Annotated in this window: 15 protein-coding genes; 11 read left to right on the top strand and 4 right to left on the bottom strand. The window is 56.8% G+C overall.

Annotated features, from left to right (window positions below; genetic code table 11):
* The first annotated feature begins 17 nt into the window (after positions 1 to 17).
* The 7 genes from ispG (at position 18) to O1724_RS16905 (ending at position 8,022) form a co-directional block, all read left to right on the top strand.
* Positions 18 to 1,136, top strand: coding sequence for a flavodoxin-dependent (E)-4-hydroxy-3-methylbut-2-enyl-diphosphate synthase (ispG, locus tag O1724_RS16935; protein WP_003860619.1), 1,119 nt, complete (start codon positions 18 to 20; stop codon positions 1,134 to 1,136).
* Positions 1,137 to 1,217: 81 nt separating this feature from the next.
* Positions 1,218 to 2,492, top strand: a complete 1,275-nt coding sequence (gene hisS / locus O1724_RS16930; protein WP_022649001.1) for a histidine--tRNA ligase — start codon at positions 1,218 to 1,220, stop codon at positions 2,490 to 2,492.
* A 13-nt stretch (positions 2,493 to 2,505) separates the two neighbouring features.
* Entirely contained in the window at positions 2,506 to 3,126 is a 621-nt protein-coding gene (locus tag O1724_RS16925) for a YfgM family protein (RefSeq protein WP_003860614.1), read from the top strand.
* A 10-nt stretch (positions 3,127 to 3,136) separates the two neighbouring features.
* Positions 3,137 to 4,315, top strand: a complete 1,179-nt coding sequence (bamB, locus tag O1724_RS16920) for an outer membrane protein assembly factor BamB (protein ID WP_003860612.1) — start codon at positions 3,137 to 3,139, stop codon at positions 4,313 to 4,315.
* Between the two features lie 112 nt (positions 4,316 to 4,427).
* Complete coding sequence (der, locus tag O1724_RS16915) at positions 4,428 to 5,900, top strand: ribosome biogenesis GTPase Der (protein WP_126296762.1); 1,473 nt, start codon at positions 4,428 to 4,430, stop codon at positions 5,898 to 5,900.
* Positions 5,901 to 6,200: 300 nt separating this feature from the next.
* Positions 6,201 to 7,742, top strand: coding sequence for a peptide MFS transporter (locus tag O1724_RS16910; RefSeq protein ID WP_126296761.1), 1,542 nt, complete (start codon positions 6,201 to 6,203; stop codon positions 7,740 to 7,742).
* A gap of 58 nt (positions 7,743 to 7,800) precedes the next feature.
* Entirely contained in the window at positions 7,801 to 8,022 is a 222-nt protein-coding gene (locus O1724_RS16905; RefSeq protein ID WP_032609830.1) for a zinc ribbon domain-containing protein, read from the top strand.
* Here O1724_RS16905 and O1724_RS16900 read toward each other — a convergent pair.
* The 3 genes from O1724_RS16900 to xseA are packed head-to-tail and all read right to left on the bottom strand — an operon-like array spanning position 8,019 to position 10,820.
* Entirely contained in the window at positions 8,019 to 8,369 is a 351-nt protein-coding gene (locus O1724_RS16900; protein ID WP_003860606.1) for a protealysin inhibitor emfourin, read from the bottom strand. The two genes, O1724_RS16905 and O1724_RS16900, sit on opposite strands and share 4 nt — an antisense overlap.
* Positions 8,369 to 9,388, bottom strand: coding sequence for a M4 family metallopeptidase (locus tag O1724_RS16895; RefSeq protein ID WP_032609828.1), 1,020 nt, complete (start codon positions 9,386 to 9,388; stop codon positions 8,369 to 8,371). The genes O1724_RS16900 and O1724_RS16895 overlap by 1 nt, the downstream gene beginning before the upstream one ends.
* A gap of 58 nt (positions 9,389 to 9,446) precedes the next feature.
* On the bottom strand, positions 9,447 to 10,820 hold the full coding sequence (gene xseA, locus O1724_RS16890; protein WP_023314642.1) for an exodeoxyribonuclease VII large subunit: 1,374 nt from the start codon (positions 10,818 to 10,820) through the stop codon (positions 9,447 to 9,449).
* A 159-nt stretch (positions 10,821 to 10,979) separates the two neighbouring features.
* On the opposite strand from xseA, the gene guaB reads away from it, so the two are divergent.
* Both guaB and guaA read left to right on the top strand, forming a co-directional pair.
* Entirely contained in the window at positions 10,980 to 12,446 is a 1,467-nt protein-coding gene (gene guaB / locus O1724_RS16885; RefSeq protein ID WP_479983898.1) for an IMP dehydrogenase, read from the top strand.
* 67 nt (positions 12,447 to 12,513) lie between these two features.
* Entirely contained in the window at positions 12,514 to 14,091 is a 1,578-nt protein-coding gene (guaA, locus tag O1724_RS16880; protein WP_003860599.1) for a glutamine-hydrolyzing GMP synthase, read from the top strand.
* 102 nt (positions 14,092 to 14,193) lie between these two features.
* Here guaA and O1724_RS16875 read toward each other — a convergent pair whose 3' ends face one another.
* Complete coding sequence (locus O1724_RS16875) at positions 14,194 to 14,547, bottom strand: helix-turn-helix domain-containing protein (RefSeq protein WP_003860597.1); 354 nt, start codon at positions 14,545 to 14,547, stop codon at positions 14,194 to 14,196.
* A gap of 338 nt (positions 14,548 to 14,885) precedes the next feature.
* Between O1724_RS16875 and oqxA the strand changes: the two genes are divergently transcribed.
* Together oqxA and oqxB are read left to right on the top strand one after the other, a co-directional pair.
* Positions 14,886 to 16,061, top strand: a complete 1,176-nt coding sequence (oqxA, locus tag O1724_RS16870; protein WP_003860596.1) for a multidrug efflux RND transporter periplasmic adaptor subunit OqxA — start codon at positions 14,886 to 14,888, stop codon at positions 16,059 to 16,061.
* Positions 16,062 to 16,084: 23 nt separating this feature from the next.
* Positions 16,085 to 19,237, top strand: coding sequence for a multidrug efflux RND transporter permease subunit OqxB (oqxB, locus tag O1724_RS16865; protein ID WP_126296760.1), 3,153 nt, complete (start codon positions 16,085 to 16,087; stop codon positions 19,235 to 19,237).
* Position 19,238: the final 1 nt, after the last annotated feature.

The following is a 19,238-nucleotide window of genomic DNA, read 5'->3' as shown; positions in this document are numbered from 1 at the left end:
AATGCGGGAGATTTTACATGCATAACCAGGCTCCTATTCAACGTAGAAAATCGAAACGGATTTACGTTGGGAACGTGCCAATCGGCGATGGGGCGCCTATCGCCGTCCAGTCGATGACCAATACGCGTACTACGGATGTAGAAGCGACGGTCAATCAAATCAAAGCATTAGAACGCGTCGGCGCGGACATTGTTCGCGTCTCTGTGCCTACCATGGACGCCGCCGAGGCGTTCAAACTGATCAAGCAGCAGGTGAGTGTTCCGCTGGTTGCCGATATTCACTTCGATTACCGTATCGCGCTGAAAGTCGCTGAATACGGTGTCGATTGTCTGCGTATTAACCCAGGCAACATCGGCAACGAAGAGCGCATTCGCATGGTGGTTGACTGCGCCCGCGACAAAAACATCCCAATCCGTATCGGCGTAAACGCTGGCTCTCTGGAAAAAGATCTCCAGGAAAAGTACGGTGAGCCGACGCCGCAGGCGCTGCTCGAATCCGCCATGCGTCACGTCGATCATCTGGATCGCCTTAACTTCGATCAGTTCAAAGTGAGCGTGAAAGCGTCTGACGTCTTCCTGGCCGTTGAATCGTATCGTCTGCTGGCAAAACAGATCGATCAGCCGCTGCATCTTGGCATCACCGAGGCGGGCGGTCTGCGCAGCGGTTCGGTAAAATCGGCGATTGGTCTCGGCCTGCTGCTCTCTGAAGGCATCGGCGACACGTTACGCGTCTCCCTGGCCGCCGATCCGGTGGAAGAGATCAAAGTTGGTTTCGACATCCTGAAATCACTGCGTATCCGCGCGCGTGGGATCAACTTCATCGCCTGCCCAACCTGTTCACGTCAGGAGTTTGACGTGATCGGCACCGTGAATGCTCTGGAGCAGCGCCTGGAAGACATCATCACCCCGATGGACGTTTCCATCATCGGCTGCGTGGTGAACGGTCCGGGTGAAGCGCTGGTGTCCACGCTGGGCGTGACCGGCGGTAACAAGAAAAGTGGTCTCTATGAGGATGGCGTTCGTAAAGATCGTCTGGATAATAGTGACATGATCGACCAGCTCGAAGCCCGCATTCGTGCAAAAGCGACGATGATGGACGAAGCGCAGCGCATCAGCGTTCAGCAGGTTGAAAAATAACGTGATGGGAAGCAGGCTGCTTCCCATGTATGATTGAACCCATTCTTTGGGTTCTTTTTTGTATATAGAAAGAGAATAAACGTGGCAAAAAACATTCAAGCCATCCGCGGCATGAACGATTATCTGCCTGGCGAAACCGCCATCTGGCAGCGCATTGAAGGCACACTGAAGCAGGTGCTCGGCAGCTACGGTTACAGCGAAATTCGTTTGCCGATTGTAGAGCAGACCCCGTTATTCAAACGCGCGATCGGCGAAGTAACCGACGTGGTTGAAAAAGAGATGTATACCTTTGAGGACCGCAACGGCGACAGCCTGACCCTGCGTCCTGAAGGGACGGCGGGTTGCGTACGCGCCGGCATCGAACATGGTCTCCTGTACAATCAGGAGCAGCGCCTGTGGTATATCGGCCCGATGTTCCGCCACGAACGTCCGCAAAAAGGCCGCTACCGTCAGTTCAACCAGCTTGGCGTGGAAGTGTTTGGTCTGCAAGGACCAGATATCGATGCCGAACTGATTATGCTGACTGCCCGCTGGTGGCGTGCGCTCGGTATTTCTGAGCACGTATCCCTGGAGCTGAACTCTATCGGTTCTCTGGAAGCGCGTGCGAACTATCGCGATGCGCTGGTGGCGTTCCTGGAACAGCACAAAGAGAAGCTCGACGAAGACTGTAAGCGTCGTATGTACAGCAACCCGCTGCGCGTACTCGATTCCAAAAATCCTGACGTACAGGCGCTGCTGAATGATGCGCCAGCGCTGGGTGACTACCTGGATGAGGATTCCCGCGAACACTTTGCCGGCCTGTGCAAGCTGCTTGAAGCGGCGGGCATTGCTTATACCGTTAACCAACGTCTGGTGCGCGGTCTGGACTACTACAACCGCACCGTATTTGAGTGGGTCACCACCAGCCTCGGTTCGCAGGGCACCGTCTGTGCCGGCGGTCGTTATGACGGTCTGGTCGAGCAACTGGGTGGTCGCGCAGCACCGGCAGTAGGCTTCGCGATGGGCCTTGAGCGACTTGTTTTGCTGGTTCAGGCAGTTAATCCGGAATTTAAAGCCGATCCTGTTGTCGATATATACCTGGTGGCCTCAGGTGCGGATACGCAGTCTGCGGCAATGCAGCTTGCCGAACGCGTGCGCGATGCGCTGCCGGACGTTAAGCTGATGACCAACCACGGCGGCGGCAACTTTAAAAAACAGTTTGCTCGTGCCGATAAGTGGGGCGCAAGTATCGCACTGGTGCTGGGTGAGTCCGAAGTGGCCAACGGCGAAGTGGTAGTTAAAGACCTGCGCTCTGGTGAGCAAACTACGGTAACGCAGGATGGCGTTGCGGCGCACTTGCGCACTCTATTGGGCTAAGGAGAAGGACTGCGTGGAAATTTACGAGAACGAACACGACCAGGTTGATGCGGTTAAACGCTTCTTTGCTGAAAACGGCAAGGCACTGGTTGTAGGGGTTATTTTAGGTGTTGGTGCGCTGGTAGGCTGGCGTTACTGGAACAATCATCAGGCTGACTCTGCTCGCGGTTCGTCCCTGAACTACGAAAATACCGTTAGCGCAATCCGTGCCGATCAGCCGCAAACGCTGACGGCTGCGGAGAAATTTGCCGCTGACAACAAAAACACCTACGGCGCGCTGGCTGCGCTGGAAGTGGCTCAGCAGTATGTTGATAAAAACGAACTGGACAAAGCCGCTGCGCAACTGTCTCAGGGGCTTGCTGCTGCCAGTGACGATAATCTGAAAGCGGTGATCAATCTGCGTCTGGCGCGTATCCAGGTTCAGCAGAAAAAAGCCGACGACGCGCTCAAAACGCTTGATACCATTAAAGGCGAAGGCTTTGCCGCTATTGTTGCCGATCTTCGCGGTGAAGCACTGCTGAGTAAGGGTGATAAAGCGGGCGCGCGTAAAGCGTGGCAAGCTGGCGTGGATAGTAAAGCTTCACCTGCGCTGAGCGAAATGATGCAGATGAAAATAAATAATTTGTCCGTCTGAGAGGGACCCAATGCAATTGCGTAAATTACTTCTGCCAGGACTGCTTTCTGTTACGTTATTGAGTGGTTGTTCACTGTTCAGTGGCGAAGAAGACGTTGTTAAAATGTCCCCGCTGCCGACGGTTGAAAACCAGTTCACCCCATCCACCGCCTGGGACACTTCCGTAGGCGATGGTATTGGCGATTTTTATTCCAACCTGCACCCGGCATTTGCTGACGGCGTTGTCTATGCGGCCGATCGCAAAGGCACCGTTAAAGCGCTGAACGCTGATGACGGAAAAGAAGTGTGGTCCATTAACCTGGCGGAAAAAGACGGCTGGTTCTCCCGTAAACCTGCACTGCTTTCTGGCGGCCTGACCGTTACTGGCGGTCACGTGTATGTGGGCAGCGAAAAAGCGCAGGTTTACGCGCTGAATGCCAGCGACGGTTCGGTTGCATGGCAGACCACCGTTGCCGGTGAATCCTTGTCGCGTCCGGTTGTCAGCGACGGCCTGGTGCTGATCCATACCAGCAACGGCCAGTTGCAGGCGCTGAACGAAGCCGATGGTCTGGTAAAATGGACGGTTAACCTGGATATGCCAGCGCTGTCTCTGCGTGGTGAATCTGCTCCGGCGACCGCATTTGGCGCCGCCATTGTGGGCGGTGACAACGGCCGTGTCAGTGCGGTACTGATGCAGCAGGGCCAGATGATCTGGCAGCAGCGTATTTCCCAGGCGACCGGTTCAACTGAAATCGACCGTCTGAGTGACGTGGACACCACGCCAGTTATCGTCGACGGTGTGGTTTACGCGCTGGCGTATAACGGCAACCTGACGGCGCTGGACCTGCGTAGCGGCCAGATCATGTGGAAACGTGAGCTGGGTTCCGTGAACGATTTCATCGTCGACGGCAACCGTATTTATATGGTGGATCAGAACGACCGCCTGCTGGCGCTGAGCACCGAAGGTGGCGTAACGCTGTGGACGCAAAGCGATCTGCTGCACCGTCTGCTGACCGCACCGGCACTGTATAACGGCAGCCTGGTGGTGGGCGACAGCGAAGGCTATATGCACTGGATCGATCCAGAGAATGGCCGCTTCGTGGCACAGCAGAAAGTGGATAGCTCAGGCTTCCTGACGGAGCCCGTTGTGGCTGACGGCAAACTTCTGATTCAGGCAAAAGACGGCACGCTGTACGCGATCACGCGTTAATTACACGGCGGTTGTAGTATACTAAACGGCTCCTGTTCACTCAGGAGCCGTTTTGACATTTTTAAAAACGCTGCGAAAGCGACGTTATTTTGAATTTTATGAGGCTTCAAACATGGTACCTGTGGTCGCGCTTGTCGGGCGCCCTAACGTTGGAAAATCCACTCTTTTTAACCGTTTAACACGCACCCGTGATGCGCTGGTTGCGGATTTCCCGGGGCTGACGCGTGACCGTAAGTACGGTCGTGCAGAGGTGGAAGGACGCGAGTTCATCTGTATCGATACCGGGGGTATTGACGGTACGGAAGACGGCGTAGAAACCCGCATGGCAGAGCAATCTCTGCTGGCTATCGAAGAAGCAGATGTGGTTCTGTTTATGGTGGATGCTCGCGCTGGCCTGATGCCCGCGGATTCTGCTATCGCTAAACATCTGCGTTCACGCGAAAAGCCAACCTTCCTGGTGGCGAACAAAACTGACGGCATCGATGCCGATCAGGCCATTGCGGATTTCTGGTCTTTAGGCCTGGGCGATATCTATCCTATCGCGGCCTCGCATGGCCGTGGCGTCACCAGCCTGCTGGAAACCGTTCTGCTGCCGTGGGTTGATGAAGTAAACCCACCGGAAGAGGTGGATGAGGACGCTGAATACTGGGCGCAGTTTGAAGCCGGACAAGAAGGAGAGGAAGAGCCGGAAGACGACTTCAACCCTCAGGATCTGCCTATCAAGCTGGCTATCGTGGGCCGCCCAAATGTAGGTAAGTCTACGCTTACTAACCGTATTCTCGGTGAAGAGCGCGTAGTGGTTTACGACATGCCAGGCACAACGCGTGACAGCATTTACATTCCAATGCAGCGCGATGAACGTGAGTACGTACTTATCGACACCGCAGGGGTGCGTAAGCGCGGGAAAATCACCGATGTGGTTGAAAAATTCTCGGTGATCAAGACCCTTCAGGCGATTGAAGACGCCAACGTGGTGCTGCTGGTTATTGACGCACGTGAAGGTATCTCCGATCAGGATCTCTCTCTGCTCGGCTTTATCCTCAATAGTGGGCGCTCACTGGTTATCGTCGTCAACAAGTGGGACGGCCTGAGCAATGAAGTGCGCGAGCAGGTGAAAGAGACGCTGGACTTCCGTCTGGGCTTTATCGACTTTGCCCGCGTTCACTTCATCTCTGCCCTGCACGGGAGTGGTGTCGGCAACCTGTTCGAATCCGTTCGTGAAGCCTATGACAGCTCTACCCGCCGTCAGAGCACGGCGATGCTGACCCGTATCATGAACATGGCTGCTGAAGACCACCAGCCGCCGCTGGTGCGCGGTCGTCGCGTGAAGCTGAAATATGCTCACGCCGGGGGATATAACCCGCCTATCGTGGTGATCCACGGTAACCAGGTGAAGGATCTGCCGGACTCCTACAAACGCTACCTGATGAACTACTTCCGCAAGTCGCTGGACGTGATGGGTACGCCTATCCGTATTCAGTTCAAGGAAGGGGAAAACCCGTTTGCGAATAAACGCAACACCCTGACGCCGAACCAGATGCGTAAGCGTAAGCGTTTGATTAAGCACATTAAGAAAAGCAAATAATCCTTACCGATCTCACTAAAACCCGCGCCTGTCGCGGGTTTTTTTTCGCTCATTCCAAAGGCCCGCCTTCCCTGTGTGATGTCAATCACTATTCGTTTTGAACCATGTTTATATCTAAGAAAGTAGACAATCGTCGAATTTTCGTCTTAAAGTCCAGGGTTCGGTACTAGACAAAACTAGCGCCTGGTTATCAAATGGTTAACCAACATTTCGCCGCATGTAAAAAATCGATCGGATACGTAACCGTTCGGCGTACATGCTGGTGTTTACAAGCACGACACATACCTTTTCGGGAGAATTATGCAATCCTCTGTTAATCAAAAAGAGAGCCGAACCTTCTTCGGCCATCCTTATCCGCTCGGTTCGCTGTTCTTCACCGAGATGTGGGAGCGTTTCTCGTTTTACGGTATTCGCCCGCTACTGATCCTGTTTATGGCCGCCACCGTGTATGACGGCGGAATGGGCCTGGCGCGTGAAAACGCCTCGGCGATTGTCGGTATTTTTGCCGGCACCATGTACCTCGCCGCGCTGCCGGGCGGCTGGCTGGCGGATAACTGGCTCGGCCAGCAGCAGGCCGTCTGGTACGGTTCGATTTTGATTGCGCTTGGGCACCTGTCGATTGCCCTGTCGGCCATCATGGGCGACAACCTGTTCTTCATCGGCCTGATGTTTATCGTGCTCGGCTCCGGCCTGTTCAAGACCTGTATCTCGGTCATGGTGGGGACACTGTACAAAAAGGGCGATGCGCGTCGTGACGGCGGTTTCTCGCTGTTCTATATGGGCATCAACATGGGCTCGTTCATTGCCCCTCTGATTTCCGGCTGGCTGATTAAAACCCACGGCTGGCACTGGGGCTTTGGTATCGGTGGTATTGGGATGCTGGTCGCCCTGATTATCTTCCGCGTGTTTGCCGTTCCGGCCATGAAGCGTTACGACAGCGAAGTCGGTCTGGACTCCACCTGGAACAGTCCGGTAGTGAAACGTAACGGCGTGGGCGCCTGGCTGCTGGCGCTGGCTGTGGGTGTTGCAATCATCGTTACGTTGATTGCCCAGGGCGTGATTGTGATTAATCCGGTCGCGGTCGCCAGCGTGCTGGTGTATGTGATTGCCGCCTCCGTCGCGCTCTACTTCATCTATCTGTTCATCTTCGCCGGGCTGAATCGCAAAGAGCGCGCAAGGCTGCTGGTGTGCTTTATTCTGCTGGTCTCCGCCGCGTTCTTCTGGTCCGCGTTCGAGCAGAAGCCAACCTCCTTCAACCTGTTCGCCAACGACTACACTAACCGCATGATCGGTGATTTTGAGATCCCGGCGGTGTGGTTCCAGTCGATTAATGCCCTGTTCATCATTCTGCTGGCCCCGGTATTTAGCTGGGCATGGCCGAAGCTGGCGAGCAAAAACATTCGTCCGAGCAGCATCACCAAGTTCGTGATCGGTATTCTGTGTGCAGCGGCGGGCTTTGGCCTGATGATGCTGGCGGCGCAGAACGTACTGAGCAACGGTGGGGCAGGGGTTTCTCCGTTCTGGCTGGTGGGTAGTATCCTGATGCTGACGCTCGGGGAACTGTGCCTGAGTCCGATTGGTCTGGCGACCATGACCCTGCTGGCGCCGGAAAGAATGCGCGGCCAGATGATGGGCCTGTGGTTCTGCGCCAGTGCGCTGGGTAACCTGGCTGCGGGGCTGATTGGCGGTCACGTGAAGGCCGACCAGCTGGATATGCTGCCAGACCTCTTTGCCCGTTGCTCCATTGCGCTGCTGATTTGTGCTGCGGTGCTGATCGTCCTCATTGTTCCGGTACGTCGCATGCTGGAAAATGCGCAAACTAAACCGGCTACCGAAGCCTGATACTATTCAGTCTGCCGGGGCAGTTGTCCTGTCCCGGCCCAACTCAACAGGAGAGAGCATGTCGATTACCTGTCCGGATTGCCACGCAGCGCTCGAGCCGCAAAACGGTATCGCGCACTGCGACAGCTGCAATAAAGATATTCCCCTCGAAGCGCGCTGCCCTGACTGCCATCAGCCGCTTCAGGTACTCAAGGCCTGCGGCACGGTGGATTACTTCTGTCAGAACGGCCACGGGCTGATCTCAAAAAAACGCGTCGAGTTCGTCAGGGCTGGGGCTTAATCGCACACGCAGCCTTCTCCTTTTTGCCATAGCTCAATCAGCGATTCCGGCGCTTCCTGCTCCGGAACCAGCACAATAATATCGGTATACTGCGCCTGATTGTGCCGGGTCCAGATTATCTGAATGCGAAAATAGCGCTGATCGCCGCTGCCCGGAGACGACGCCTGGCCCGGTGGCTGTCCGCGCGGGATAGCCTGTTCCAGAATATTTACCACGCGCTGACGCTGCGCCTCGTTGAGCGTGGAGAGGGCGATTGTGCGCTGACCGCTCAGCTTAGGAATAAAGGCGACGCCGCCTTCCCGGGCCAGCTCAACCACGGCGTCATCCGTCAGTTCCGGTACCTGCATTACAGTACTCCCACCTGTTCCCAGGCTTGTTTTATAGCCGCCCCAACGTCGCTACCGGAGCGTTTCTCGCCGTGCGCGATCGTCAGTTTTGCAAAGGCATCAAAATCCGCATCCTGCGCCAGGTTGCGATCGCAAACCGTGTCGTACCAGGCATAACCCGCTTTTTCCCAGGCGTAGCCACCGATCGCCGTTGCGGCCAGGTAAAACGCGCGGTTGGGGATGCCGGAGTTAAGATGCACGCCGCCGTTATCCTCGCGCGTTTTGATGAAGTCTTTCATGTGCGCGGGCTGCGGGTCTTTGCCGAGCAGCGGATCGTCGTAGGCGGTACCGGGTTCAGACATGGAACGTAGCCCTTTCCCGTTGATACCCTCCGCCAGCAGACCCTCACCAATCAGCCAGTCTGCCCGATCGGCGGTTTGCTTAAGATGGTATTGCTTCACCAGCGAGCCAAACACGTCTGACAGCGACTCGTTTAGCGCGCCCGACTGTTCAAAATAAATCAGCCCGGCTTCGGTCTCGGTCACGCCGTGGCTAAGCTCATGCGCCACCACGTCGATGGCAATGGTGAAGCGGTTGAAGATTTCTCCGTCACCGTCGCCAAAGACCATCTGCTGGCCGTTCCAGAAGGCGTTCTGATATTCCCGACCATAATGCACGGTGCCGGTGAGGATCAGTCCTTTGTTATCGAGTGAATCGCGCTGATATTCTTTCCAGAAGAAATCATGGGTGATACCCAGATAATCGTACGCTTCATCCACCGCCACATCGCCGTTGGAGGGCTGGCCTTCATAGCGCACCTGGGTACCCGGCAGCTCCTGGGTCTGTTTCGCATCGTAGATGTCACGCTCAAGCTGTCCGGCTTTATTCACATGCGGCGCGGCGGGCTTGCCCGGCATATGCGCCATCAGGGTTTGCACATGGGTTAATGTCTGACGGGCGCAGCGCTGCTGGGGCTCTGACCCGCTTTCGATAATACGACGAAGAATATACGGAGGGATGACGCTATGAAGATGGGGCATGCTGCTCTCCTTATTAAAAAAGGCAATAGCAGCAGTATAGTTTGTAACCGGCGAAGATTTATCCGCTTTTACGCTGGCGCGTTTTTTTCATCGGTTTGATCTCTTTCACCTCACTCTCGACCCAGCCGTCAGAAAGCCGGGTGGTGAGTACATCCCCGGCTTTGACCTGTTTCGTCTGCTTCAACACTTTGCCGTCCGTCGCGGTGGTCACACTATAGCCGCGGGCCAGCGTGGAGAGCGGGCTGACGGCTTCCAGATGGGTGACCGCATTGCCAAAACGCTCGCGCGTGGTGCTCAGGCGTGAGCGGATATTTTCCGCGAGGCGATACTCAAGCTGCTGGATCCGCGTTTGTGCGCGATAAATCTTCGGCTGCGGATTCTGCTGGTTCAGACGCTGCGTCGTGCGCTGCTGGCGCGATACCGCCCGCTTAAGCTGGTTATCCAGCGCGAAGTTCATCCGCTGACGCAGACGTTCCAGCACAGTTTGCTGACGCGCGAGACGCAATTGCGGATGCTGCTGTTGCAGACGATGGTGAAGCTGGGTAAAGCGGCGGGTACGGTTGGCGAGGAAGTAGTCCATCGCCATCTCCAGGCGCTGCTGCCCGTTCTGGATCTGACGCAGCAGCTCCTGCTGGTTACGGCTGACTACCTCTGCCGCCGCGGACGGCGTGGGCGCGCGTAAATCCGCGACAAAATCCGCTATCGTCACATCCGTTTCATGGCCGACGGCGCTTACCACCGGAATAAGGCTGGCAAAGATTGCCCGCGCCACGCGCTCGTCGTTAAAGCTCCACAGGTCTTCCAGCGAGCCGCCGCCGCGCCCGACGATCAGGACATCACACTCCTGACGCGCATTCGCCAGCTCAATGGCGCGCACGATCTGCCCCGGCGCATCGTCACCCTGAACGGCAGTCGGGTAGATAATGACGGGCAGGGAAGGGTCACGGCGCTTAAGGACGTGCAAAATATCGTGCAGGGCCGCACCGGTTTTCGACGTGATAACCCCAACGCAGTGGGCTGGTGAGGGAAGGGGTTTTTTAAACTGCTGGTCGAACAATCCCTCAGCCGAAAGCATGGCTTTTAGCTGCTCGTACTTCTGTTGCAGCAAGCCTTCACCGGCGGGCTGCATGCTCTCGACGATAATCTGATAATCGCCGCGCGGCTCATACAGGGTAATGTTGGCGCGAACCAGAACCTGCTGGCCATGCTGAGGACGGAACGTCACGCGACGGTTGCTGTTGCGGAACATCGCGCAGCGCACCTGAGCGGTGTCGTCTTTCAGCGTAAAGTACCAGTGGCCGGAAGCAGGCTGCGTGAAGTTAGAGATTTCACCGCTGATCCAGACCTGTCCCATTTCCTGCTCAAGCAGCAAACGCACCGTCTGATTAAGGCGGCTGACAGTATAAATTGAGGGGGATTGAGAGGATAACATGTGAGCGGGATCAAATTCTAAATCAGCAAGTTATTCAGTCGATAGTAACCTGCTGAGAGGTGAGCGCAAGCATTTTTTTCAAAAAAGTGTGGATGCAATCGGTTACGCTCTGTATAATGCCACGGCAATATTTAACCACCCAGGTCAGAGATATTGCCCATGCTACGTATCGCTAAAGAAGCACTGACGTTTGACGACGTCCTCCTCGTTCCCGCTCACTCCACCGTTCTGCCGAATACTGCCGACCTCAGCACGCAGTTGACGAAAACCATTCGTCTGAACATTCCTATTCTCTCCGCAGCAATGGACACCGTGACTGAAGCGCGTCTGGCTATCGCCCTGGCACAGGAAGGCGGCATTGGCTTTATCCACAAAAACATGTCTATCGAGCGTCAGGCGGAAGAAGTTCGCCGCGTGAAGAAGCATGAATCCGGTATCGTGTCCGATCCTCAGACCGTTCTGCCAACCACCACGCTGCACGAAGTGAAAGCCCTGACCGAGCGTAACGGCTTTGCAGGCTACCCGGTAGTCACTGAAGACAACGAACTGGTCGGCATCATTACCGGTCGTGACGTGCGTTTCGTGACTGACCTGAACCAGCCTGTAAGCGTCTACATGACGCCAAAAGAGCGTCTGGTGACCGTGCGTGAAGGCGAAACCCGCGACGTGGTGCTGGCGAAAATGCACGAAAAACGCGTTGAGAAAGCGCTGGTTGTGGACGCGAACTTCCACCTGCGCGGCATGATCACCGTTAAAGATTTCCAGAAAGCAGAACGTAAACCGAACGCCTGTAAAGACGAGCATGGCCGTCTGCGCGTCGGCGCTGCGGTTGGCGCGGGCGCAGGTAACGAAGAGCGCGTTGACGCGCTGGTTGCCGCGGGCGTTGACGTGCTGCTGATTGACTCCTCCCACGGCCACTCCGAAGGCGTTCTGCAACGTATTCGTGAAACCCGTGCTAAATACCCGGATCTCCAGATTATCGGCGGTAACGTGGCAACAGGCGCAGGCGCTCGCGCGCTGGCGGAAGCGGGTTGCAGCGCGGTGAAAGTGGGTATCGGCCCTGGCTCTATCTGTACCACCCGTATCGTCACTGGCGTAGGCGTGCCGCAGATCACGGCGGTTTCTGACGCGGTTGAAGCGCTGGAAGGCACCGGTATTCCGGTTATCGCGGACGGCGGTATCCGCTTCTCTGGTGACATCGCCAAAGCGATCGCCGCAGGTGCCGCAGCCGTGATGGTGGGCTCCATGCTGGCCGGTACCGAAGAATCTCCGGGTGAAATCGAACTCTACCAGGGGCGTTCTTATAAATCCTACCGCGGTATGGGCTCCCTGGGCGCGATGTCCAAAGGTTCCTCCGACCGTTACTTCCAGACCGATAACGCTGCTGACAAACTGGTACCGGAAGGTATCGAAGGTCGCGTGGCGTATAAAGGCCGCCTGAAAGAGATCATTCACCAGCAGATGGGCGGCCTGCGCTCCTGTATGGGTCTGACCGGCTGTGGTACCATTGACCTGCTGCGTACCAAAGCGGAATTCGTACGCATCAGCGGTGCGGGTATCCAGGAGAGCCACGTTCACGACGTGACGATCACCAAAGAGTCCCCGAACTACCGTCTGGGCTCCTGATAAATTTCCGCGCCCGGCTCAATGCCGGGCGCTTTGTTTTGTTTCACTTGCCTCGGAATTAGCGTCAATGACGGAAAACATTCATAAACATCGCATTCTCATCCTGGACTTTGGTTCTCAGTACACTCAGCTGGTGGCGCGCCGCGTGCGTGAGCTGGGCGTTTACTGTGAGCTGTGGGCGTGGGATGTCACGGAAGCACAGATTCGCGAATTCAATCCAAGCGGCATCATCCTGTCCGGCGGCCCGGAAAGCACCACCGAAGAGAACAGCCCGCGCGCGCCGCAGTACGTGTTCGAAGCGGGCGTACCGGTGTTCGGCGTTTGCTACGGTATGCAGACCATGGCGATGCAGCTGGGCGGCCACGTAGAAGGCTCTAACGAGCGTGAGTTCGGCTACGCACAGGTTGAAGTTGTCACCGACAGCGCGCTGGTGCGCGGTATCGAAGACTCCCTGACCGCAGACGGCAAGCCGCTGCTGGACGTGTGGATGAGCCACGGCGACAAAGTCACCGCCATCCCATCCGACTTCGTGACCGTTGCCAGCACCGAAAGCTGCCCGTTCGCCATCATGGCGAACGAAGAAAAACGTTTCTACGGCGTGCAGTTCCACCCCGAAGTGACCCATACCCGTCAGGGTATGCGCATGCTGGAGCGCTTCGTGCGTGACATTTGCCAGTGTGAAGCCCTGTGGACCCCGGCAAAAATCATCGACGACGCCGTGGAGCGTATCCGCCAGCAGGTTGGCGATGACAAAGTGATCCTCGGCCTCTCCGGTGGCGTGGACTCCTCTGTGACCGCGATGCTGCTGCACCGCGCCATCGGCAAAAACCTGACCTGTGTCTTCGTGGATAACGGCCTGCTGCGCCTGAACGAAGCGAAGCAGGTTATGGACATGTTTGGCGACCACTTCGGTCTGAACATCGTTCACGTGGAAGGCGAGCAGCGTTTCCTGGACGCGCTGAAAGGCGAGAACGATCCGGAAGCGAAACGTAAGATCATCGGTCGCGTGTTCGTGGAAGTGTTCGACGAAGAAGCGCTGAAGCTGGAAGACGTGAAATGGCTGGCGCAGGGCACTATCTACCCTGACGTGATCGAGTCTGCGGCCTCCGCAACCGGTAAAGCGCACGTTATCAAATCTCACCACAACGTGGGCGGCCTGCCGAAAGAGATGAAGATGGGTCTGGTGGAACCGCTGCGCGAGCTGTTCAAAGACGAAGTGCGTAAAATCGGTCTGGAACTGGGTCTGCCGTACGACATGCTCTACCGTCACCCGTTCCCGGGTCCGGGTCTGGGCGTGCGCGTGCTGGGTGAAGTGAAGAAAGAGTACTGCGACCTGCTGCGTCGCGCGGACGCGATCTTCATCGAAGAGCTGCACAAGGCTGACCTGTACAACAAGGTAAGCCAGGCGTTCACCGTGTTCCTGCCGGTTCGATCTGTAGGCGTAATGGGCGATGGACGTAAGTACGACTGGGTTGTTTCCCTGCGTGCGGTGGAAACCATCGACTTCATGACCGCGCACTGGGCGCACCTGCCGTATGACTTCTTAGGCCGCGTGTCTAACCGCATCATCAACGAAGTGAACGGCATTTCCCGCGTGGTGTATGACATCAGCGGCAAGCCACCGGCGACGATCGAGTGGGAGTAAGCCCATAACCTTTCCTGCGAAGTTATAAGCAGGTAAGACTGATAAAACCCTCTGTTTACAGAGGGTTTTTCTTTTGTAGCTGATATCCGAACGGGACGTGAGCTACTGGCTCATCTGCCGGGATCCACGGCAGCCGATACTGCGTCGCCATGCCCCTGGCGCCTGACCATACTGACGCTTAAAGCTGCGGTTGAAGGACTGCTGAGAGTCAAAGCCCAGCGCGATCGCCACGTTCAGAATCGGTTCATCGCTGTGGGCTAAGCGCTCAACCGATTTTTGCAGCTTTTGCGCGCGAATATATTCGGCGAGAGGGGAGCCGGTATGTTCTTTGAAAAGCCGCTGGAGGTGCCATTTCGAATAGCCGGCTCGCCTGGAGACGGTATCAATGTCCAGACGGCTATCGAGGTTGTTGTCGATCCAGTCGAGTAAATCGTGAATGAATGCACCCGTGTTCATCTTGCTTCCCCCTACGCCACGCATTAAAAAGCATCTTTGTTTGTTGCACTTAAAGGTGACCCGTTTTTACATTAATTGCAAGTTTTAATGTTGCATTTAAATCCCTGCTCAAAACACGTGATTTACCTTTGCCGCAAATAGCACATAAAGTGCAACAATTATCCTTGCACTTAGTTAAGCGCCTTCCTACAATCGCCGCGAATAGTGTATTCGCAACTGTTACAGTTTTGTGGCGATGAACGACACAAATGGCCTTAAGCCAGCTACCGGACAAAGGAAGTGGCGCGGCGTCTCCCGCTGCGTCTTGCCCGGCGGCTACAATAACCGGAATAAAAATAATGAGCCTGCAAAAAACCTGGGGTAACTTTCATCTGAGCGCGATGGGGGTGGTTTTACTCTCCGTGCTTCTCGTCGGGTGCGATGACAGCGTCGCGCAAAATGCCGCGCCGCAAGCGCCCGTTGTCAGCGCTGCTGACGTGGTGGTGAAATCCATTAGCCAGTGGGACAGCTTTAACGGTCGCATTGAAGCGGTGGAAAGCGTTCAGCTGCGTCCGCGCGTGTCCGGCTACATTGAGAAAGTGAATTACACCGACGGCCAGGAAGTGAAGAAGGGCGAGGTGCTGTTCACCATCGATGACCGAACCTATCGCGCCGCGCTGGAACAGGCGCAGGCGAACCTGGCAAGAGCCAAAACGCAGGCCAGCCTCGCGCAAAGTGAAGCCAACCGTACCGATAAGTTGATCAATACCCATCTGGTCTCACGGGAAGAGTGGGAGCAGCGTCGCTCGGCTGCCGTTCAGGCGCAGGCCGACATTCGCGCCGCGCAGGCGGCGGTTGACGCTGCGCAACTTAACCTTGACTTCACCAAAGTGACCGCGCCTATCGACGGTCGCGCCAGCCGGGCGCTGATCACCAGCGGTAACCTGGTGACGGCGGGCGACAGCGCCAGCGTGCTCACCACCCTGGTCTCGCAGAAGACGGTTTATGTCTACTTCGACGTGGACGAGTCAACCTACCTTCACTATCAGAAACTGGCCCGCAGCGGGCAGGGGGCGTCCAGCAATCACACGGCGCTGCCGGTGGAGATTGGCCTGACGGGCGAAGAGGGCTATCCCCATCAGGGCAAAGTGGATTTCCTGGATAACCAGCTTACGCAGGGTACGGGGACCATCCGCATGCGCGCGCTGCTGGATAACTCACAGCGTCAGTTCACGCCGGGACTGTTTGCCCGCGTACGCCTGCCGGGCAGTGCGGAATTTAAAGCCACGCTTGTTGACGATAAGGCGGTGCTAACCGATCAGGATCGTAAATACGTCTATATCGTGGATAAAGACGGAAAAGCGCAGCGCCGCGACATCACGCCCGGGCGTCTGGCCGACGGTTTACGTATCGTACAGCAGGGGCTGAATCCCGGGGATAAAGTCATCGTCGATGGTTTACAAAAAGTGTTTATGCCGGGTATGCCGGTTAATGCAAAAACCGTTGCCATGACCGCCAGCGCCGCCCTCAACTGATCCCTTACCTGAGAATCCAATCCATGGACTTTTCCCGTTTTTTCATCGACAGGCCGATTTTTGCCGCCGTACTGTCGATTCTGATTTTTATCACAGGATTAATCGCCATCCCGCTGCTGCCGGTGAGCGAATACCCTGACGTCGTGCCGCCAAGCGTGCAGGTGCGCGCCGAGTATCCGGGCGCCAACCCGAAAGTGATTGCTGAGACCGTGGCAACACCGCTGGAAGAGGCGATTAACGGCGTTGAAAATATGATGTACATGAAATCCGTCGCGGGCTCTGACGGCGTGCTGGTGACTACCGTCACCTTCCGCCCGGGCACCGATCCGGATCAGGCGCAGGTTCAGGTGCAAAACCGCGTCGCGCAGGCCGAGGCGCGTCTGCCGGAAGACGTGCGGCGTTTGGGCATCACGACTCAGAAACAGTCGCCAACGCTGACGCTGGTGGTGCATCTGTTTTCGCCTGGTGGTAAGTACGATTCACTGTATATGCGTAACTACGCCACGCTGAAGGTGAAGGACGAGCTGGCGCGCCTGCCCGGCGTCGGCCAGATCCAGATTTTCGGCTCCGGTGAGTACGCGATGCGCGTCTGGCTGGACCCTAATAAAGTGGCGGCGCGCGGGCTGACCGCCTCGGACGTGGTCACGGCGATGCAGGAGCAAAACGTACAGGTCTCCGCCGGTCAGCTTGGTGCCGAGCCGCTGCCGAAAGAGAGCGACTTCCTGATCTCCATTAACGCCCAGGGCCGCCTGCATACCGAAGAAGAGTTTGGCAATATTGTCCTGAAAACAACGCAGGATGGTACGGTCGTCCGCCTGCGCGACGTGGCGCGGATTGAAATGGGCTCCGGGAGCTATGCCCTGCGTTCCCAGCTGAACAATAAAGACGCGGTCGGGATTGGTATCTTCCAGTCGCCGGGGGCGAACGCCATCGATCTGTCTAACGCGGTGCGCGCGAAAATGGACGAACTGTCCACGCGCTTCCCGGCAGACATGAAGTGGGCGGCACCTTACGATCCGACGGTCTTCGTGCGTGATTCAATCCGTGCGGTGGTGCAAACGCTGCTGGAAGCGGTGGTACTGGTCGTGCTGGTGGTGATCCTGTTCCTGCAAACATGGCGCGCGTCGATTATCCCGCTGATTGCGGTGCCGGTATCGGTAGTGGGTACCTTCAGTATTCTCTACCTGCTGGGCTTTTCGCTGAATACCCTGAGTCTGTTCGGGCTGGTGCTGGCGATTGGTATCGTAGTGGACGATGCCATCGTGGTGGTGGAAAACGTCGAACGAAATATCGAAGAGGGGCTCGCCCCACTTGCGGCAGCGCATCAGGCGATGCGTGAGGTGTCCGGGCCGATTATTGCCATTGCGCTGGTGCTCTGTGCGGTATTCGTTCCGATGGCGTTCCTCTCCGGCGTGACCGGTCAGTTTTACAAACAGTTTGCGGTAACGATAGCCATTTCCACGGTGATCTCCGCCATCAACTCGCTGACGCTCTCGCCAGCGCTGGCCGCGCTGCTGTTGAAGCCGCATGGCGCCCCGAAAGATTTCCCGACCCGGCTTATCGATCGTCTGTTCGGCTGGATTTTCCGTCCGTTTAACCGCTTTTTCCACCGCAGCTCGACTGGCTATCAGGGGCTGGTGAGCAAAACGCTCGGCCGACGCGGGGCGGTGTTTGTGGTTTATTTGCTGCTGCTTTGCGCTGCGGGGGTGATGTTTAAAGCCGTTCCCGGCGGGTTTATTCCGACGCAGGATAAGCTGTACCTGATTGGCGGCGTGAAAATGCCGGAAGGCTCGTCGCTGGCGCGTACCGATGCGGTGATCCGCAAAATGAGCGAAATCGGGATGAATACCGAAGGCGTGGATTATGCGGTCGCGTTTCCTGGCCTGAATGCGCTCCAGTTCACCAATACGCCGAACACCGGGACGGTCTTCTTTGGCCTGAAGCCGTTCGACCAGCGTAAACATTCCGCGGCGGAAATTAACGCGGAGATCAACGCGAAAATCGCGCAAATCCAGCAGGGCTTTGGCTTCTCGATTCTGCCGCCGCCGATTTTAGGGCTGGGTCAGGGGTCGGGCTATTCGCTGTACATACAGGATCGCGCTGGTCTGGGCTATGGCGCGCTGCAAAACGCGGTGAACACCATGTCCGGGGCGATTATGCAGACGCCGGGGATGCATTTCCCCATCTCAACCTACCAGGCTAACGTGCCGCAGTTGGACGTCCAGGTTGACCGCGATAAGGCGAAAGCGCAGGGCGTGTCGCTGACCGATCTCTTCGGGACGCTGCAAACCTTTCTGGGCTCGTCGTACGTCAATGATTTCAACCAGTTCGGGCGTACCTGGCGCGTGATGGCGCAGGCCGACGGGCAGTTCCGCGACAGCGTGGAAGATATTGCGAATCTGCGTACCCGCAACAGCCAGGGCGAAATGGTGCCGATTGGCAGTATGGTGAACATCACGACCACCTACGGTCCGGACCCGGTGATCCGCTACAACGGCTACCCGGCGGCGGATCTGATTGGTGATGCCGACCCGCGCGTGCTCTCTTCCGCGCAGGCGATGACGCAGCTGGACGCTATGTCTAAGCAGATCCTGCCGAACGGGATGAATATTGAATGGACGGACCTGAGCTTCCAGCAGGCCACCCAGGGCAACACGGCGCTGATCGTCTTCCCGGTCGCAGTGCTGCTGGCGTTCCTGGTGCTGGCGGCGCTGTATGAAAGCTGGACGCTGCCGCTGGCGGTGATCCTCATCGTGCCGATGACGATGCTCTCCGCGCTGTTCGGCGTCTGGCTGACCGGGGGCGATAACAACGTCTTCGTGCAGGTAGGGCTGGTTGTGCTGATGGGGCTGGCCTGTAAAAACGCGATACTTATCGTGGAGTTTGCCCGCGAGCTGGAAATTCAGGGCAAAGGCATCATGGAGGCTGCGCTGGAGGCGTGCCGCCTGCGTTTACGCCCGATTGTAATGACTTCTATCGCCTTTATTGCCGGGACTATTCCACTGATCCTTGGTCACGGGGCAGGGGCAGAAGTGCGCGGCGTCACCGGGATCACCGTCTTCTCCGGGATGCTGGGCGTGACGCTGTTTGGTCTGTTCCTGACGCCGGTCTTTTACGTGACGCTGCGTAAGTTCGTGACGCGCGGCAAAGCGGAAAGAGAGGTGTTGCCTGCGTAGG

It is taken from the genome of Enterobacter cloacae complex sp. HYC074_NIDB, from assembly GCF_056673345.1.
The sequence above is the reverse complement of the archived record's forward strand: the minus strand, read 5'-3'. Positions and strand labels throughout refer to the sequence as shown.

Coding starts and splice junctions, on each gene's coding strand:
- ispG (WP_003860619.1), top strand. CDS start 18: ATGCATAACCAGGCTCCTATTCAACGTAGAAAATCGAAACGGATTTAC.
- bamB (WP_003860612.1), top strand. CDS start 3,137: ATGCAATTGCGTAAATTACTTCTGCCAGGACTGCTTTCTGTTACGTTA.
- der (WP_126296762.1), top strand. CDS start 4,428: ATGGTACCTGTGGTCGCGCTTGTCGGGCGCCCTAACGTTGGAAAATCC.
- O1724_RS16910 (WP_126296761.1), top strand. CDS start 6,201: ATGCAATCCTCTGTTAATCAAAAAGAGAGCCGAACCTTCTTCGGCCAT.
- O1724_RS16905 (WP_032609830.1), top strand. CDS start 7,801: ATGTCGATTACCTGTCCGGATTGCCACGCAGCGCTCGAGCCGCAAAAC.
- O1724_RS16900 (WP_003860606.1), bottom strand. CDS start 8,369: ATGCAGGTACCGGAACTGACGGATGACGCCGTGGTTGAGCTGGCCCGG.
- O1724_RS16895 (WP_032609828.1), bottom strand. CDS start 9,388: ATGCCCCATCTTCATAGCGTCATCCCTCCGTATATTCTTCGTCGTATT.
- xseA (WP_023314642.1), bottom strand. CDS start 10,820: ATGTTATCCTCTCAATCCCCCTCAATTTATACTGTCAGCCGCCTTAAT.
- guaB (WP_479983898.1), top strand. CDS start 10,980: ATGCTACGTATCGCTAAAGAAGCACTGACGTTTGACGACGTCCTCCTC.
- guaA (WP_003860599.1), top strand. CDS start 12,514: ATGACGGAAAACATTCATAAACATCGCATTCTCATCCTGGACTTTGGT.
- O1724_RS16875 (WP_003860597.1), bottom strand. CDS start 14,547: ATGAACACGGGTGCATTCATTCACGATTTACTCGACTGGATCGACAAC.
- oqxA (WP_003860596.1), top strand. CDS start 14,886: ATGAGCCTGCAAAAAACCTGGGGTAACTTTCATCTGAGCGCGATGGGG.
- oqxB (WP_126296760.1), top strand. CDS start 16,085: ATGGACTTTTCCCGTTTTTTCATCGACAGGCCGATTTTTGCCGCCGTA.